The organism is Kineosporia sp. NBRC 101677 (genome assembly GCF_030269265.1).
In the GTDB taxonomy this organism is placed as follows: Bacteria; Actinomycetota; Actinomycetes; order Actinomycetales; family Kineosporiaceae; genus Kineosporia; species Kineosporia rhizophila.
In genome coordinates this window covers 453,318-470,095 of record NZ_BSTA01000001.1, presented here as the reverse complement: position 1 = coordinate 470,095, position 16,778 = coordinate 453,318, and the positions used below count along the sequence as shown (strand labels likewise).

Here is a 16,778-nt window from a genome sequence, read left to right as displayed (position 1 = left end):
CCCCCGGTCCCGCCCATCCGGGCGGAATCGGGGGACGCGGGGCTGACGTTCGTTCCGGACGGCACCGGCTCGGTACCGTCCCCCCTCGTTAGCAATCCCCCTAACCCCCGAGGATCTGCGGATGTCCACCATCACCGGCCATTCCGAGCTCGACGCCGAACCATCCGGCGACAAGGCCTCTACCGGTAGGCGCGGCGACCGCATCTTCGGCGGCCTCGCCACCGGCTCCGGTGTCTTCGTCATCGCTCTCGTCATCGCGGTCGGCGCCTTCCTGGTCAGTCAGGCCGTCCCGGCCCTGATCGACAACAAGGCCAACTTCCTGACCGACCGGATCTGGGAGGTCAGCGACAGCGGCCTCGCGTTCGGTATCCCCGACCTGCTCTACGTCACGGTCATCTCGTCGCTGGTGGCCATGACGATCGCGGTCCCGATCGCGGTGCTGGTGGCGCTGTTCCTGACCCAGTACGCCCCGCCCCGGCTGGCGGCGCCCTTCGGCTACCTGGTCGACCTGCTGGCCGCCGTGCCGTCGATCGTCTACGGCCTGTGGGGCTTCTACGTCTTCCGCCCGAAGATCGAGCCCTTCCAGAACTGGCTGGCCGACAACCTCGGCTGGACCGTCCTGCTGAAGGGCCCGGTCTCGCTGGGCACCGTCTTCATCGCCTCGATCGTGCTGGCGATCATGATCCTGCCGATCGTCACCGCCATCTCGCGTGAGGTCTTCGCCCAGACGCCGGCCACGCACAAGGAAGGCGCGCTGGCCCTGGGCGCCACCCGGTGGGAGATGATCCGCACCGCGGTCCTGCCGTTCGGTACCCCCGGCGTGATCTCCGCCGCGATGCTCGGCCTGGGCCGCGCGCTCGGTGAGACGGTCGCGGTGATGATCATCGTCAGCACCAACCCGGGCCCGTTCCGCTTCTCGCTCTTCTCCGGCGGCGAGACCTTCGCCTCCAAGATCGCGAACAACTCCGCGGAGTTCGGCACCGCCTCCAAGGCGGGGGCCTTCATCGCCGCCGGCCTGGTGTTGTTCATCCTCACGTTCCTGGTCAACGCCGCGGCCCGGATCATCATCGAGCGCAGGAAGGCCTTCTCCGAGTGAGCACGCTGACGCAGGACACCGTGTCCCCCGCCCCGGCTTCGCCGATCGACAAGCCGAGCTCGAGCCGGGCGATCAAGGACAAGCTCGCCACCGTCGCGGTCTACACCGCCTTCCTGATCGCGATCATCCCGCTGGTCTGGATCCTCTTCACGGTCATCAGCAAGGGCGGCAACCTGCTGCTCGACAGCACCTGGTGGACCAACTCCCAGCGCGGCATCGTGGCCCGTGAGGAGGGCGGTGGTGCCTACCACGCCATCCTCGGCACCGTGCTGCAGGCCGTCGTCACCGCCCTGATCGCCGTGCCGATCGGTGTGATGACCGCCGTCTACCTGGTCGAGTACGGCCGCGGCCAGCTGGCCCGTGCGGTCAGCTTCATGGTCGACATCCTGACCGGTGTGCCCTCGATCGTGGCCGCCCTGTTCATCTACACGGTGTGGGTGACCACCTTCGGCATCGAGCGGGTCGGCTTCGCGGTCTGTCTGGCCCTGGTGCTGCTGATGATCCCAGTGATCGTCCGCTCCACTGAGGAGATGCTCAAGCTGGTCCCCAACGAGCTGCGTGAGGCCTCCTACGCGCTCGGGGTGCCGAAGTGGAAGACGATCATGAAGGTCGTCCTGCCGACCGCCTTCAGCGGCATCGTCACCGGCGTGCTGCTCGGTCTGGCCCGCGTCATGGGTGAGACCGCACCGCTGCTGATCCTGGCGCCCTACTCCAAGGCGATCAACAGCGACCTGTTCGGCGGCTTCATGGCGGCCCTGCCCACAATGATCAACCAGGACCGCAGCGAGTCCTACGACCCGGCGGTGAACCGGGTGTGGGCCGCGGCGCTGACCCTGATCCTGATCGTCATGCTGCTCAACATCGCCGGCCGCCTGATCTCCCGCTTCAACAAGGTCTCCCGCTAGGGCCGTCGCCCCACCACTCGTCGTTTACCGTCCATCCGGGCCCACCCCCAGCCCGGTCAGCAAGGGAGTGCATCCGATGGCCCAGCGCATCGATGTCAAAGACCTGAACGTCTACTACAGCGCCTTCAAGGCCGTCGAGGGCGTGACGATGTCCGTCGACCCCCGCACGGTCACCGCGTTCATCGGCCCCTCGGGCTGCGGCAAGTCCACCTTCCTGCGCACCCTCAACCGCATGCACGAGGTGATCCCCGGCGGCCGGGTCGAGGGCAGCGTGCAGCTGAACGGCCGGGACCTGTACGGCAAGGACGTCGACCCGGTGGCGGTCCGCCGCACCGTGGGCATGGTGTTCCAGCGGCCGAACCCGTTCCCGACCATGTCGATCTTCGACAACGTGGCGGCCGGCCTGCGGCTGAACGGGGAGAAGAACAAGAAGGTCCTGACCGAGCGGGTGGAGAAGTCGCTGCGCGGCGCCAACCTGTGGAACGAGGTCAAGGACCGGCTGAACAAGCCGGGCGCCGGCCTGTCCGGTGGTCAGCAGCAGCGTCTGTGCATCGCCCGGGCGATCGCCGTCCAGCCGCAGGTGCTGCTGATGGACGAGCCCTGCTCGGCCCTCGACCCGATCTCCACGATGGCCATCGAGGACCTGATCAACGAGCTGAAGACCGACTTCACCATCGTGATCGTGACCCACAACATGCAGCAGGCCGCCCGGGTCAGCGACCGCACCGCGTTCTTCAACCTGGCCGCCACCGGCAAGCCGGGCAAGCTGATCGAGATCAACGACACCGACAAGATCTTCAGCAACCCGGCCGAGAAGGCCACCGAGGACTACATCTCGGGCCGCTTCGGCTGATCGGCGCGGCTCCGGCGCGCCGGAGCAGGTCGACAACTAGGGACGGGTGCGGGCCTCCTGGGAGGGGCCCGCACCCGTCCGTCTGTTTGGGTCTGTCGGGTGGACTGCGGTGAAGGTTGTCCAGCTCTCTGCCGACAGTGACAGTGCCGGTGCAGCAAGGAATGCCGAAAGACCTCAACGTGAGCGATCAATAACGGCCAGTGGCATAGCGGTATGTCACGGTTGGTAATGCCCTGAATGCGCATAGCCATCGAATTGTTTGCGTAGCTCAGTGAAATGTCCCCTTTGCCATTGGAAATGACTGGCAGTGGCCTGACCTTGACCTTCTGTTGCTCCAATTGGGCACTTGCACACCGGGTGTCCACGCCTTTACCGTGCTACAACAAATAGTCCATTCGCGGCCCGCTGCGACCCTTTCGGTGGTATTTATCCATCTGGAGCCTGAGCCCCGCCCTGCGCAGGCCTAGCCGCGCCGGGCTCGATGCCGCGCTTCCGATACATCAGTAACGCCGTTCCGATCAGGGAGTAGCGAACATGCGAGGGCAGTTCCGTGGCTAGCGACATCATGGGCCGTCGCCAGATCATGCAGCAGCGGCTGGACCGGGTCCGTGACCTCGAGCTCGCCATCCGCGAGCAGGTCGCGATCATCGCCGAGAGTGCCGGGATGACGGTCGAGCAGCTGGACTTCGACGGGTCGTTCCGGGCGTCCCTGGCCTCGCTGGCGTCGCTGGCCGCCCGCCGCCCCACCTTCGACGTGGTGCTCGCCCTGCCCACCGCCCCCGCCGGGGTGCGGATCCAGCAGCTGCACAACCAGGTCCGGGTCCAGGTCATCGCGCACGAGGACGGCCCCTACCGGCCCGGCCCGCCGCCCGCGCCGGCCCCGATGACCGTGCCCGCCCCGCAGGCGCCGGTCTCACCGGTCAACGGCACCCCGCTGGCCCAGCCCCAGCCGGCCGCCGCGGCCACCTCCCCGTACGACACCGCCCCGGTGTCGATCACCCAGATCGCGGCCGCGACGACGCTGCCGCCCTCGCCGCCGCCGGCCCGTCCGTCCGAGCCTCTGCACGAGGACCTGGTGGCCTCCGACCTCGCGGCCCTGCTCTGGGAAGGCCTGTCGGATCCGCAGTACGACGAACGGGTCTGAGCGCCCGTCCGATGCTTCTCCCGTCCCCCGCCCGGTCTGACAGCCAGGCAGTCATGCAACGCCCGACCCAGAGCGCAGGAAGCGCCACAGGAGTTCACCGATGAAGATCGCACAGAAGCTCGGCCTCCTGGTCGGTGCGCTCCTGGCTGCGGTTCTGGTCACGATCGTCGTACTGTCCGCCCAGCTGGCCAACACCTCCCGGGAGTACCAGGACCTGATCGACGGCAACATCCAGCAGCGTGAAGCCTCGCGCACCATGCTGGTGGAGTTCGGTCAGCAGGTCACCGCCCTGCAGCAGATCCTGCTCTCGGCCCGGGACGCCGAGGACTACGAGCGGCTCAAGGGCATCTACGACGACCTGGTCGACCGGGTCCACGCGTCCAACGCCGACCTGCTGGCCAATGTCGGCGACGAGGACCCGCGTCTGCGCACCATGCTGCAGCAGTTCGAGACCAGCCACGACGCGGTCAACACCCAGTACCGCGCCGCGCTGGACGCCTTCGTGGCCTCCGACTTCCGCCAGAGCGAGCAGGTCGCCACCTCGGTGGAGGGGCTCGAGACCTTCCCGGGCAGCCTGGTCAGCATCATCGCCGACTACCGCACCCGGTCCGCCGACGAGCTGATCAAGAGCCAGAACGACTCCACCGACACCCGGCTCAACCAGATCTACATCGCCGGTGTGCTGGTCGTCCTCATCGCCACCGCCGCGGCCTACCTGATGGTGCGGGGTATCACCCGCCCGGTGCGCGCGCTGACCGACGCCGCCCTGAACGTCGCCAACGAGCGTCTGCCGCAGGCCGTGGCCGAGATCGGCCAGATGCCGGCCGACGCCTCACCGCCCACCCTGCCCAAGTTCGCGGTCACCACCCGTGACGAGCTCGCCACCCTGGCCAGCGCGCTCAACACCCTGCAGGACAGCGCCGTCGACCTGGCCCTCGAGCAGCGGCGTAACGAGCAGGCCAACGCCGAGACCCTGGTCAACCTGGGCCGCCGTAACCAGAGCCTGATGACCCGCATGCTCGGTTACGTGACCGAGCTGGAGCGCGACGAGTCCAACCCGAACGCCCTGGACAAGCTGTTCCGCCTCGACCACCTGACCACCCGTATCCGGCGGAACGCCGAGTCGCTGCTGGTTCTGGCCGGTGCCAAGCAGACCCGTACCTGGTCGCACCCGATCGCCATGCAGGACGTGCTGCGCGCCTCGCTCTCCGAGATCGAGGAGTACAACCGGGTCACCGTGCACCACATGGACCACGCCAAGGTGTCCGGCTCGGTCGCGGCCGACCTCACGCACATGCTGGCCGAGCTGCTGGAGAACGCCACCCGCTTCTCCCCGCGCGAGCGTCAGGTCCAGGTGGTCGGCCGGCTCATCCCCGGCGGCTACCAGTTCGACGTGATCGACGCCGGCCTGGGCATGAACGAGGAGGACCTGAACGAGGCCAACGACCGGATCTCGCAGGCCGGCTCGCGCCGTCCGGACGCGAAGGTCCTGGGCCTGCACGTGGTCGGCCGGATCGCCGCCCGGCGTGACATGGTCGTCCGCCTGCTGCCCTCCGACCAGGTCGGCCTGACCGCCCAGGTGCTGGTGCCGGCCTCGGTGATCAGCGACGCCAAGCTGCCGGCCACGTTCCACGACGTCACCGAGGTGCCGATGCTCACCTCCACGCCGTCCCCGGCCCCGGCCGCCGCCTCGGCGGCCCCGGCGTCGCTGGCCCCCACGCCGCGCCGCAACCCGACCGCCGCCGGAACCCGCTCGCCCAGCCAGGGCATGCCCGCGATGCCGAGCCTGCCCGCCGCACCGGCGGGCCCGGCCTCGTACCCCGAGCAGCCGGCTGGGGTGGTTGCGCCCTTTCCCGCCGCTGCTTCAGCCGGATCAGCGCCCGCCCCGGGAATGCCGCCCATGAACCCGGCCGGCGGCCCCTCCCGCCGGGTGCGCGGTGCCCAGCTCGGCGACCTGGCCCCGGGCCAGCCGGAGCCGCAGCAGCGCCCGGTCGACCCGAACGTGGTGCGCTCGCAGATGTCCTCGCTGCAGTCCGGCCAGGCTGCCGCCCGCCGCGGGCCCGCCGCCCCGACCGGACCGCTGGCCATGCCGGAACTGCCGTCCCGGCCCTCGATGCCCGCCCCGATGCCCGCTCCGTCCGCGTCGCCGATGATGCCGGCCGGGCAGCCCAACCCGAACCAGGGCCCGGTCCGCCGGGTCCGCGGTGCTCAGCTGGGTGACCTCGGCCCCGCCTCGGCTGACCAGGCCGCGCAGCCCCTCGATCCGAACCGCGTGAGGTCGCAGATGTCTTCTCTCCAGTCCGGGGTGGCGGCCGCCCGCCGCGGACCCGCGTCCGGTCCGGCGGATGCCGCGCCCCCGCAGCCGGCTCAGTACCAGCAGCAGCCGCAGCACCAGCAGCAGTTCGAGCAGTACGCACCGCAGGCGCAGCCGCAGAACCCGGCCGGTACTCCGGTCCGCCGGGTGCGCGGAGCGCAGCTGGCCGAGATCGAGACCGACCACGGCGGGGCCTTCCGGGGCCTGCCGCGTGACGCGCAGGGCATCGGCCGTCAGCTGTCCAGCCTGCAGGCCGCCACCACGCGGGCCACGCAGGAGACCGGCCGGATCCACGGAACCGACGAAGAAGACACCATGGAGAACTACTCATGAGCCCGAACGGATACGGGGCCGCCACCATGCTCAGTCCCGCCGCACAGAACGTCAGCTGGATGCTGGACAACTTCGTCCGGGAGACGGCCGGGGTCGAGCAGATCATCGGGGTCTCCTCCGACGGTCTGCTGATGGCCATGTCGGTCCGCATGGAGCGGGGCGACGCGGACAAGCTCGGCGCCACCGTCTCCGGCCTGACCACGCTGGCCCAGAGCGCCAGCCGGCTGCTGAACAAGGGTGGCCTGACCCAGGTCATCATCGAGTTCTCGGGCGGCTACCTGCTCTGCTCGATGATCAACGGCCGGGCCTGCCTGGGTGTGGTCACCGCCCAGCAGTGCGACCTGGGCCTGGTCGGCTACGAGACCGCCATGCTGGTCGAGCGGGTCGGTGTCCTGCTCACGCCCGAGCTGATCACCGAGCTCAAGGCGAACCTCGCGCTGTGAGCGGCTACGACGGTTACGAGGAGGAGCAGGAGAGCTTCGGTCGCCCGTTCCTGGGACGGGTGATCCGGGCCGAGGGCGAGGACCGCTTCCACAACACGGTGGACGACACCCCGGGGGGCCACAACCGGCCCTACCTGATCACCGGGGGCCGCACCGGTGGTGGTGCCGCCAACATCGGTATCGAGACCCTGCTGATCTGTGAGCGCCCGGTCTCGCCCGGCCGCGACTGGTCCACCGAGATGGCGATGATCGTGCGGGCCTGCGACCGGCCCGTGGCCTGCGCCGAGGTGGCGGCCCGGATCGGGCTGCCGATCGGTGTGGTCCAGGTGCTGGCCGGCGACCTGGTCGCGGCCGGCTACCTGCAGCAGTCGGCGTCCTCCGCGTCCATGGCCGACGACGTCGCCTTCATCGAGAGGTTGATTCACGGTGTCTCTGCACTCTGACGCCCGGCCGGCCGGCCAGCCGCAGGCCAAGCGCCCGCCGATCCCGGTGAAGATCCTGATCTCCGGCGGTTTCGGTGTGGGCAAGACGACCACGGTCGGGGCGCTCTCGGAGATCAGCCCGCTGAGCACCGAGGCCCCGATGACGTCCGCCTCGATCGGGGTCGACGACGCGGGCGTGGCCAGCCAGAAGACCACCACCACGGTGGCCATGGACTTCGGCCGGGTGACGATCGACGAGAGCATCATCCTGTACATGTTCGGCACGCCCGGACAGGACCGGTTCGGCTTCATGTGGAACGACCTGGCCGACGGCGCCCTGGGCGGCGTGGTCCTGGTCGACCCGAGCCGGCTGGAGGACTGCTTCGTCGCGCTGGACTACTTCGAGAGCATCAAGCTGCCCTACGTGGTGGCCGTGAACTCGTTCGCCGGGCGGGCCACCATGACCCTCGACCAGGTGCGGCACGCGGTGAACGTCGACCCCGACGTCCCGGTCGTGGCGGTCGACGCCCGTGACCGCGAGCAGGTCAAGGCCGTGGTGCTGACGTTGCTGCGGCGGATCCTGGCCCGGGCCAAGGCCCGGAACCAGCGCTGAGAGCAGGAGACAAGCACGTGCGAAAGATTCTTGCCGGCCTGGCCGGTGTCGGTCTGGCCCTCACACTGACCGCCTGCGGATCGGAAGAGATCCCGGCGGACAGCGTGTACGCCAACCAGGGTGCGCTGGTCGGCATCTCCATGCCGACCAAGGACTCTGAACGCTGGATCGCCGACGGCGACGCCATGGTCGAGCAGTTCAAGGCCATGGGGTACACCACCCAGCTGGAGTACTCCGACAACACCGCGGAGATGCAGCAGCAGCAGGTCAAGAGCCTGATCGATAAGGGCAGCAAGCTCCTGGTGATCGCGGCGGTGGACGGCTCGAAGCTCACCGAGCAGCTCAAGCAGGCGGCGTCGAAGGACATCGACGTGATCGCCTACGACCGTCTGCTCACCGAGACCCAGGATGTGGGCTACCAGGCCACCTTCGACAACAAGCGGGTCGGCGAGATGCAGGCCCAGTTGCTGGTCGACCGGCTGGAACTGAACGCCAACGACGACCAGACGTACAACATCGAGTGGTTCGCCGGGTCACCGACCGACCGTAACGCCAAGTCGTTCTACGACGGCAACAAGGAGATCCTGCAGCCGTACCTGCAGTCCGGCAAGGTCAAGATCCTCAGCGGTGAGCGTTCTTTCAAAAGCATGACCACCAAGGACTACAGCGGTGACGTCGCCCAGGAGCGGATGACCAGGATCCTGAACGAGTACTACCAGGACGAGAACGTCGATGCGGTGCTGTCGCCCTACGACGGTATGTCGATCGGCATCATCAACGCCCTGAAGGAAAAGGGTTACGGTACGGCCGAGAAGCCGATGCCGGTGATCTCCGGTCAGGACGCGGAAATCCCTTCGGTCCAGTCGATCCTGAAGAACGAGCAGACCGCCACGATCTTCAAGGACACCCGCGAGCTGGCCAAGGTGGCGGTGGAACAGGGCAACGCCCTGCTCACCGAGTCCGAGCCGATCGTCAACGACACCACGACGTACGACAACAACGTCAAGATCGTGCCGACGTACCAGCTCAACCCGGTCCAGGTCGACAAGAGCAACTACAAGACGCTGCTCATCGAAAGCGGTTACATCACGGAAGAGGAACTGAAGGCCAAGGCCTAACTCCGGACCTCCGGCCGGAACCGTTCCACCGCAACGATCTGCCCGGCACCGGCGATGTGCGCGATCAGCGCCTCGCCGGTGCCCAGCCAGGGATTGGCCGCGGGCAGTGACTCCAGCGCCGCCGGGGTGCAGGCCTTCGCCAGTGCACCCATCACCGACTCCAGCACCGGACGGTGGGTGCAGACCAGCCAACTGCCGGCGCGCTCGGTGAGCAGGCTGTGGAACAGCTCCGGCACCCGCTCCGGATGGTTGCGCAGACCCTGCTCGGACAGCAGCGGCAGCACCTCCACCCCCTGGTACGGATCCGCCGCCGGGCTGCGCTCACGCAGGTAGGGCAGCAGCGTCATCATGCAGCGGGCCCAGGGCGAGGTGAGCACGTGGTCGACCGCCCAGACCGCGATCAGGCCGGGCAGGGCGTTCGCCTGGGACCGGCCCACCGAGGTCAGCGGCCGGTCGCCCTCGGTACCCGGCCAGTGCGCCCGGGAGCGCGCCTTGGCGTGCCGCAGAACGACCAGCGCGCGGGTGTCGAGCTCCCCGGCCCGGGCGTGGGCCATCAGCGCCTCGAGCGGCGGCAGATCGCTCGGCCGGGTCAACAGTACCCGGGCTTCCTGCACCGGTAGCCAGACCGCGTCGGCGATCTCTTCCGGCTGGGCGCTGCGGGAGGTGGTGAAGAGCGCCTGGGCGGCCCAATAGGTGACCGTCTTGTCGCGGCCGTCGGGCAGCACGTATCCCACCGAGGGCAGCGGACGACCGAGCAGGGGCCGTACGCCGGTCTCTTCCTGCACCTCGCGCACGGCGCACTCGGGCAGTGTCTCGCCCGGCTTGATCTTGCCCTTGGGCCACGACCAGTCGCCCCAACGGGCGCTGCGGACCAGAAGCACCTCGAGATCTAGGTCTTCCGGACCGTCGGCATCTTCGCGCAGACGCCAGCACAGCGCGCCGGCGGAGACCACCACCGCAGGGGCAGGCGCGGCGGGGCGACGGGAAGGGCGAGGGGTGTGCTTCGGCTTGGGCCGCTTCCGTTTACCCTTCGCCGAGCGGGGTGACGAGCGGGTGGGGCGGCGACTCACCCTGTGACTATGGCAGATCCGCGCGGGCTCGGCGCGGCGACCCCTGCCGACCGAAGATCACGACAGGGCAGAGCGTTTCGTACCGGACGAACCGGCGTAAACAGAAGACGGCCGGGTGGTGCACGGCGGGTGAACCCAGGGCTGGTTCAGTAGCGCAGTTCGCCGAAAGGGGCCCGGTCGTCGAGGCGCTGGGAGAGCCGCCCGGCGCCGCGCCACAGCCGCGCCACGTAGTCCTTGTCCTCTTCCAGCACGAGGTTGCCCATCACCCGCAGCGCGATCGTCATCAGGTAGTGCGAGCGCATACCCACCGGGCCGCCCAGTTTCAGCACCCCCGGCACGGTCAGCAGGGTGGCCAGCCGCCGGGCGACGGAGAACGAGGCGCCGTAGTGCTCGCGCAGGGTGGCCGGCCAGGCCTTGTTGAGATCCGCGTAGCTGCGCCCGGTTCCGATGCCGGTACCGGCGCCGGCGGCGAACAGTTCGGCCACCAGGCGCCCGGTCTCCAGCCCGTAGTCGATGCCCTCGCCGTTCAGCGGGTTCACGCAGCCGGCGGCATCACCGATCAGCGCCCAGTTGGCCCCGGCGACCCCGCTGACCGCACCGCCCATCGGCAGCATGGCCGACCGGACGCCGCGCGGTTCGCCCTCGAGTTCCCAGTCGTCGCGCCGCAGCCCGGCGTAGACGTTGATCAGATCCTTGAGATGCACGTCGGCCGGGCGCTTTTCGGTGGCCAGGGCGCCGACCCCGATGTTGACCTCACCGTCGCCCAGCGGGAACACCCAGCCGTAGCCGGGCAGTAACTCGTTCTGGGCACCCCGCAGCTCCAGGTGCGAGGTGATCCACTCGTCCTGACTACGGCCGGACTTGACGTAGGCCCGCGCCGCCACCCCGAAAGCCGTGTTCTGGTGCCATTCCCGGCCGAGCACCCGGCCCAGCTGGGAGCGGTAGCCGTCGGCCACCACCAGGCGCCGGCAGCCGATGGTGAAACTGGGCCGGTCTTTCCCGCCGGCGAAGACCACGCCGATCACCCGGTTGCCGTCGCGCATCACGTCGACCGCGCGGGCGTTCTCGACCCCGCGCGCGCCGGAGGCCAGGGCCTCCTCGCGGATCCGGTGGTCGAGCGTGGTGCGCGGCACCGCCGAGCCCCGGGCCGGCAGCGAACCGCCCGGCCAGGGCAGCTGCAGCTCCTGCCCGAAACCGCAGGCGCGCAGGCCCCGGTTGGTGGGGTAGTCGGCCAGCCAGCCATCCAGCCCGAGCCGGTCCAGTTCCGCGATCGCGCGCGGCGTCAGGCCGTCTCCGCAGGCCTTGTCGCGGGGGAACGTCTCCTTGTCGGCCAGCACCACGTTCAGCCCCGAGCGGGCCGCCCAGGCGGCCGCGGCCGAACCCGCTGGACCGGCGCCGACGACGAGCAGATCGGTGGACGTCGGCAGCTGGTCAGTCATGAACCAAGTGTGCCCCCAGCGCAGGCCGGAGCCTGCGCCGGGGGCACCCCGGGCCCGAGCGTCAGCGCCGCCGGCCCGACCGCTTGGGCGGACGGCTGGCGATGATGTACGACTGCAGGTCCCGCAGCGGCTTGCCCTCGGCGTCGTGGTGGTGCCGCGTCCACACGCCCTCGGCGTCCAGGTGCCAGGAGGCCGTGCCCGGATCCATCGACAGCGTGAGCAGCTCGTCCAGCTCGGCGATGTCCCGCGGGTCGCGCAGCCGCAGCATCGCCTCGACCCGGCGGTCGAGGTTGCGGTGCATCATGTCGGCGCTGCCGATGTAGACCACCGGCTCTCCGCCGCCGGCGAACCAGAACACCCGGGAGTGCTCCAGGAACCGGCCCAGGATGCTGCGCACCCGGATGTTCTCGCTCAGCCCGGGCACGCCCGGGCGGATCGCGCAGATCCCCCGCACCACCACGTCCACCGGCACCCCGGCCTGGGAGGCCCGGTAGAGCGCGTCGATGACCACCTCGTCGACGATCGAGTTGACCTTGACCTTGACCCCGGCCGGGCGTCCGGCGTCGTGGTTGGCGATCTCCCGCTCGATCCGGTCGACCAGACCGGTGCGCAGCGAGCGCGGGGCCACCAGCAGCCGCCGGTAGGCGGTCTTCGGGGCGTAGCCGGACAGCTGGTTGAACAGCCGGCTCAGGTCCTCGCCGACCTGCGGGTCGCAGGTGAGCATGCCCAGGTCCTCGTAGAGCCGGGCGGTCTTGGGGTTGTAGTTGCCGGTCCCGACGTGGCAGTAGCGGTGCAGGCCGTCCGACTCCTGCCGGACCACCAGGCTGAGCTTGGCGTGGGTCTTCAGCCCGACGATGCCGTAGACCACGTGCACCCCGGCGCGCTCGAGCTTGCGCGCCCAGGAGATGTTGGCCTCCTCGTCGAACCGGGCCTTGATCTCGACCACGGCCAGCACCTGCTTGCCGGCCTGGGCCGCGTCGATCAGTGCGTCCACGATCGGCGAGTCGCCGGACGTCCGGTACAGGGTCTGCTTGATCGCCAGCACCTGCGGGTCGTCGGCGGCCTGCTCGAGGAACGCCTGGACGGTGGTGGAGAACGAGTCGTACGGGTGGTGCAGCAGCACGTCGCGGCGCTTGATCGCGTCGAAGATGTTGGTCGGCTTGGAGCTCTCCACCTCCGACAGCGCGCGCGGGGTGACCGCCACGTACTTCGGGTAGCGCAGTTCCGGCCGGTCCAGGTCGGCGACCAGGTTCAGCGCCCGCAGGTCGAGCGGCTCGGGCAGCGGGAACACCTCGGACTCGCTGACCCCCATCTCACGCACCAGCAGGTCGCGCATGTGGGGCCCGATGTCCTCGGCCACCTCCAGCCGCACCGGCGGGCCGAACTTGCGCCGCAGGAGCTCCTTCTCCAGTGCCTTGAGCAGGTTCTCGACGTCGTCCTCCTCGACCTCGAGATCCTCCTGGCGGGTCACCCGGAAGGTGTGGTGCTCGAGCACCTCCATGCCCGGGAACAGCTGGTCCAGGTGCGAGGCGATGATGTCTTCCAGCGGCACGAAGCGGGCCCGCGGGAACTCCTGGCCGTCCGGCTCCTCGTCGGCGTCGACGTTGACCAGGCGCGGCAGCAGCTGCGGCACCTTGACCCGGGCGAACATCTCCTTCTCGGTGACCGGGTTACGCAGCACCACGGCCAGGTTCAGGGAGAGCCCGGAGATGTAGGGGAACGGGTGCGCCGGGTCGACCGCCAGCGGAGTGAGCACCGGGAACACCTGCTCGCGGAAGAACGTGTGCAGGCGCGCCTGCTCGTCCTCGGCCAGCTGGTCCCAGCGCACGATGGTGATGTTGGCGTCGGCCAGCGCCGGGGCGATCTCGCCGGCGAACACCTTGGCGTGCATGGCCTGCAGCTCGTGCGCCCGGGCCCGGATCCGGCCCAGCAGGTCGCGCGGCTCCAGCCCGCTGGCCGCGCGCACGGCCAGGCCGGTGGCGATCCGGCGCTTCAGCCCGGCCACCCGGACCATGAAGAACTCGTCGAGGTTGCTGGCGAAGATGGCCAGGAAGCGGGCCCGCTCGAGCAGCGGCAGATCGGGGTCGCGGGCCAGTTCGAGCACCCGCTCGTTGAACGCCAGCCAGCTCAGCTCGCGGTCGAGGAAGCGGCGCACCTGCGGCTGGTCGGACTCCCGGATCAGCGAGGTCAGCCGGTCCTGGGTGTCCTGGGCCGCGGCCACCAGGGCGTTCGCGGAGGCGTGGCGGTTCTGTTCGGCAGTGGCGGTGAGGTCAGGGGGTGTCACGTCGTCCTTGCTGGCCACCACCTCAACGGGGGTGACCGGTTCGTCGGGGGTCACCAGAGCGTCGGGAAGATCGGAACCTGACGATCGGGGCCGGGCAACCGGTCCGGTCACCTCGGCGGCCTTCTTGGCCGGAAGCCGCTTCGCGGCCGTCTTCCGGACCGGTGCGCTCTTCTTCGCCGGCACGGCCTTCTTGGCCGGCGCCTTCACCGGCGTGGCCTTCTTCGCCGGGGCCTTGCGGACCGGGCTCTTGGCGGTGGGCGCGTCGGTCACCGGCTCACGCAGCGTGGCCTCGATCGAGACCGCCGGGTCGGAACCGGAGCTTCGCTGTGCAGTACCGCTGTCCACCGCGTCGGCCCCGCTCTTCGGAGCCGTCTTGCGCGCAATCGTCCGGGCCACGGTCTTCTTCGCCGGCGGACGCTTGGTGGCTGCCTTGCGCGGGGCGGCCTGCTTCGCCGTCTTCTTGGCGGCCGCCTTGCCGGACTCGGCCGGGGCCACCACCTCGACCCGCTTGTCGCTCTTGGCCGCCGCGACCTTCTTGGCCGGGGCCTCGCCGGCGGTTGCCGAGTCCGGGCCGGCGGCCGGGGCCACCGCGGCGTTCTGGTTGCCGGGCACCCGTTTACGGGGTGCCGCACCACGCGGCGTGGTGGTGCGGGGGGACGTGCTGCGCGAGGTCGTGGCCGCCTTCCGGGGGCGCGCGGTGGTGGACGCTCTGCCGGTACTGGCAGGCGCCGCACTACTGGACGCGCTGGAATTCCGGGTGGCCGCCGGTGAGGGGGAAGGGCCCGCCGAGCTGGTCATGTCCGCCATGCTCTCACTGTCCTGGTCTCGCGCTCGATGTCCCGGTCTCGGCCACCTGGCCGCCGCGACTGGTCGGTTCCGTTCGGATGGTGCTGCCGCGGGGAGCGAGAATCCACCCACACGGCCTGTTCGGCGCTCAGGCCCGGCAACTTCAGTCCTGCTTCGTACGGCTTCAGTGCGGCACGTCTTCGGGGTACGGGCCCTCGTGCACGACATCGACCGCGAACTGCCCGAACCCGAGCCGGTGGTACACCTTCAGCGCCGCTGCGTTGTCGGCCTCGACGTACAGCAGCACGGTTTCCAGCCCTAGCCCGGCCAGGTGACGGAGCCCGGCCAGGGTGAGCGCCGTGCCCAGGCCCCCGCCGTGCCGGTCCGGGTCCACGCCCACGGCGTAGACCTCGCCCTCACCCTCGGGATGCACCTTCGTCCAGTGGAAGCCGATCATCCGGCCGTCCGCCTCGGCCACGAAGAAACCGGCCGGGTCGAACCACGGCTCGGCCTTGCGCGCGTCCAGGTCGGCCTGCGTCATCCGGCCCTGCTCGGGGTGCCAGCTGAAGGCCCGGGCGTTCACCCGCAGCCAGGCCTCGTCGTCCTCGCCGGGCCGGAACGTGCGCAGCGTGACGCCTTCCGGCAGCACCGGGGCGGGCAGTTCGTCGCCCATCGGCCGGCGCAGCTGCAGCAGCTCACGCACCACCCGGAAACCCAGCCGGGCGCCCAGCGCCCGGGCCGCGGGGTGGTCCCCGTGCGACCAGATCCGCGCCAGCCGGCCGTCCGCAGCGATCGTCTCCACCAGCGTCCGCCCGTGACCCCGGCCCCGCAGCTCAGGTGCGATCACCGCCTCGGCGCCCACGACCGTCCTCAGTTCTTCGGGTTCGGCGTTCTCGACGTGGGCGTAGCCGATCACGCCGCCCGCCTCGTCGCGCACCAGCAGGTGCTGCCCACCGGCGACCGGCGAACCCATCGCCAGCAGCACGTGCTCGGAGATCGGGGCAGCCCCGTCGGCGGCGGTCGCCCGGGCGAGAAGGGCGCGCACGCCCTCGGCGTCGGTCCCGGAAAGCTGGTCGAGGGCTTCGATGTTCACGCGGGAGGTCACCATCGGGAGCATAGGTGGTGACGCAACGGCAGCACTCGGGGCCGGGGCACCGGCCTCAGGCGTCGACCGTCTCCTCGACCCCGGCCCGCTCGCGGCCGGGCGGCACGAACCGGTAGCCGACGTTACGCACCGTGCCGATCAGGGCGTCGTGCTCGGGGCCGAGCTTGGCCCGCAGCCGCCGGACGTGCACGTCCACCGTGCGGGTGCCGCCGAAGTAGTCGTAGCCCCAGACCTCCTGCAGCAGCTGGGCCCGGGTGAACACCCGGCCCGGGTGCTGGGCCAGGAACTTCAGCAGCTCGAACTCCTTGTAGGTGAGGTCGAGCGCGCGCCCGCGGACCCGGGCGCTGTACGTCACCTCGTCGACGACCAGGTCGCCGGCGCGGATCTCGGGTGTCTCGTCGGACGCCTGGGTCTCGGCCAGGCGGCTGCGGCCGGCGGCCAGCCGCAGGCGGGCCTCCACCTCGGCCGGGCCGGCCGAGTCGAGCAGGACGTCGTCGGCGCCCCAGTCGGCCACCACGGCGGCCATGCCGCCCTCGGTGAGCACGAGGAGTAACGGTGAGGAGAGCCCGGTGGTGCGCAGCAGACGGCACAGCGAGCGGGCGCCGGCCAGGTCGCGGCGGCCGTCGACGATCACCGCGTCGGCCGGGGGCGCGTCGACCAGGACGGCGGCCTCGGCCGGCAGCACCCGGATCTGGTGCGGCAGCAGGCCGAGGGCGGGGAGCACCTCGGCGGACGGGGCCAGGGCATTCGTCAAAAGAAGGAGTGAAGCCATCTGGTAGACCTCCGCGTCGTCCGACCGACCGTGCAGGTGGCGAGCCCGGTTGTGTGCCCCCGTGGTGCCCGCGTCTTTGCG

General features: G+C 70.1%; 14 protein-coding genes. 9 read left to right on the top strand and 5 right to left on the bottom strand.

Annotation, left to right across the window (positions count from 1 at the left end):
• Positions 1-121: 121 nt before the first annotated feature.
• The 9 genes from pstC to QSK18_RS02135 all read left to right on the top strand — a co-directional run bounded on the left by pstC (position 122) and on the right by QSK18_RS02135 (position 9,241).
• A complete protein-coding gene (gene pstC / locus QSK18_RS02175) occupies positions 122-1,096 on the top strand; it encodes a phosphate ABC transporter permease subunit PstC (protein ID WP_232814425.1) in 975 nt (324 codons plus the stop codon).
• Positions 1,093-2,001 carry a phosphate ABC transporter permease PstA gene (gene pstA, locus QSK18_RS02170; protein WP_232814424.1) on the top strand — a complete coding sequence of 303 codons (909 nt, stop codon included), beginning with the start codon at positions 1,093-1,095 and terminating at the stop codon, positions 1,999-2,001. Before pstC ends, pstA begins: the two co-directional genes overlap by 4 nt.
• 76 nt (positions 2,002-2,077) lie before the next feature.
• The gene (gene pstB / locus QSK18_RS02165; RefSeq protein ID WP_232814423.1) at positions 2,078-2,854 is read left to right on the top strand and encodes a phosphate ABC transporter ATP-binding protein PstB; all 777 of its coding nucleotides are present in this window, start codon (positions 2,078-2,080) and stop codon (positions 2,852-2,854) included.
• A 550-nt stretch (positions 2,855-3,404) separates the two neighbouring features.
• On the top strand, positions 3,405-3,998 hold the full coding sequence (locus QSK18_RS02160; protein WP_232814422.1) for a hypothetical protein: 594 nt from the start codon (positions 3,405-3,407) through the stop codon (positions 3,996-3,998).
• 100 nt (positions 3,999-4,098) lie between these two features.
• Positions 4,099-6,645, top strand: coding sequence for a HAMP domain-containing sensor histidine kinase (locus QSK18_RS02155; protein ID WP_285616424.1), 2,547 nt, complete (start codon positions 4,099-4,101; stop codon positions 6,643-6,645).
• A complete protein-coding gene (locus QSK18_RS02150) occupies positions 6,642-7,088 on the top strand; it encodes a roadblock/LC7 domain-containing protein (protein WP_232814420.1) in 447 nt (148 codons plus the stop codon). The genes QSK18_RS02155 and QSK18_RS02150 overlap by 4 nt, the downstream gene beginning before the upstream one ends.
• Positions 7,085-7,531: a DUF742 domain-containing protein gene (locus QSK18_RS02145; protein WP_285616423.1), complete on the top strand. Its 447-nt coding sequence runs from the start codon at positions 7,085-7,087 to the stop codon at positions 7,529-7,531. The genes QSK18_RS02150 and QSK18_RS02145 overlap by 4 nt, the downstream gene beginning before the upstream one ends.
• Positions 7,515-8,123, top strand: a complete 609-nt coding sequence (locus QSK18_RS02140) for a GTP-binding protein (protein WP_232814418.1) — start codon at positions 7,515-7,517, stop codon at positions 8,121-8,123. The genes QSK18_RS02145 and QSK18_RS02140 overlap by 17 nt, the downstream gene beginning before the upstream one ends.
• Before the next feature lie 17 nt (positions 8,124-8,140).
• Positions 8,141-9,241, top strand: coding sequence for a substrate-binding domain-containing protein (locus QSK18_RS02135; RefSeq protein WP_285616422.1), 1,101 nt, complete (start codon positions 8,141-8,143; stop codon positions 9,239-9,241).
• Here QSK18_RS02135 and QSK18_RS02130 read toward each other — a convergent pair.
• From QSK18_RS02130 to QSK18_RS02110, 5 genes are all read right to left on the bottom strand, one after another.
• A complete protein-coding gene (locus tag QSK18_RS02130) occupies positions 9,238-10,311 on the bottom strand; it encodes an NUDIX hydrolase (RefSeq protein WP_285616421.1) in 1,074 nt (357 codons plus the stop codon). The two genes, QSK18_RS02135 and QSK18_RS02130, sit on opposite strands and share 4 nt — an antisense overlap.
• Before the next feature lie 146 nt (positions 10,312-10,457).
• The gene (locus QSK18_RS02125; protein ID WP_285616420.1) at positions 10,458-11,750 is read right to left on the bottom strand and encodes a geranylgeranyl reductase family protein; all 1,293 of its coding nucleotides are present in this window, start codon (positions 11,748-11,750) and stop codon (positions 10,458-10,460) included.
• Positions 11,751-11,811: 61 nt separating this feature from the next.
• The gene (locus QSK18_RS02120; RefSeq protein ID WP_408624340.1) at positions 11,812-14,034 is read right to left on the bottom strand and encodes an RNA degradosome polyphosphate kinase; all 2,223 of its coding nucleotides are present in this window, start codon (positions 14,032-14,034) and stop codon (positions 11,812-11,814) included.
• Positions 14,035-15,004: 970 nt separating this feature from the next.
• Positions 15,005-15,928: a mycothiol synthase gene (gene mshD, locus QSK18_RS02115; RefSeq protein ID WP_269811100.1), complete on the bottom strand. Its 924-nt coding sequence runs from the start codon at positions 15,926-15,928 to the stop codon at positions 15,005-15,007.
• Positions 15,929-15,980: 52 nt separating this feature from the next.
• Complete coding sequence (locus QSK18_RS02110; RefSeq protein WP_285616418.1) at positions 15,981-16,697, bottom strand: winged helix-turn-helix transcriptional regulator; 717 nt, start codon at positions 16,695-16,697, stop codon at positions 15,981-15,983.
• Positions 16,698-16,778: the final 81 nt, after the last annotated feature.

Bases quoted from the DNA above. Each gene is read 5' to 3' on its own strand.
- QSK18_RS02125 (WP_285616420.1), bottom strand. From the start codon at position 11,750: ATGACTGACCAGCTGCCGACGTCCACCGATCTGCTCGTCGTCGGCGCC.
- pstB (WP_232814423.1), top strand. From the start codon at position 2,078: ATGGCCCAGCGCATCGATGTCAAAGACCTGAACGTCTACTACAGCGCC.
- QSK18_RS02110 (WP_285616418.1), bottom strand. From the start codon at position 16,697: ATGGCTTCACTCCTTCTTTTGACGAATGCCCTGGCCCCGTCCGCCGAG.
- QSK18_RS02155 (WP_285616424.1), top strand. From the start codon at position 4,099: ATGAAGATCGCACAGAAGCTCGGCCTCCTGGTCGGTGCGCTCCTGGCT.
- mshD (WP_269811100.1), bottom strand. From the start codon at position 15,928: ATGGTGACCTCCCGCGTGAACATCGAAGCCCTCGACCAGCTTTCCGGG.
- pstC (WP_232814425.1), top strand. From the start codon at position 122: ATGTCCACCATCACCGGCCATTCCGAGCTCGACGCCGAACCATCCGGC.
- QSK18_RS02150 (WP_232814420.1), top strand. From the start codon at position 6,642: ATGAGCCCGAACGGATACGGGGCCGCCACCATGCTCAGTCCCGCCGCA.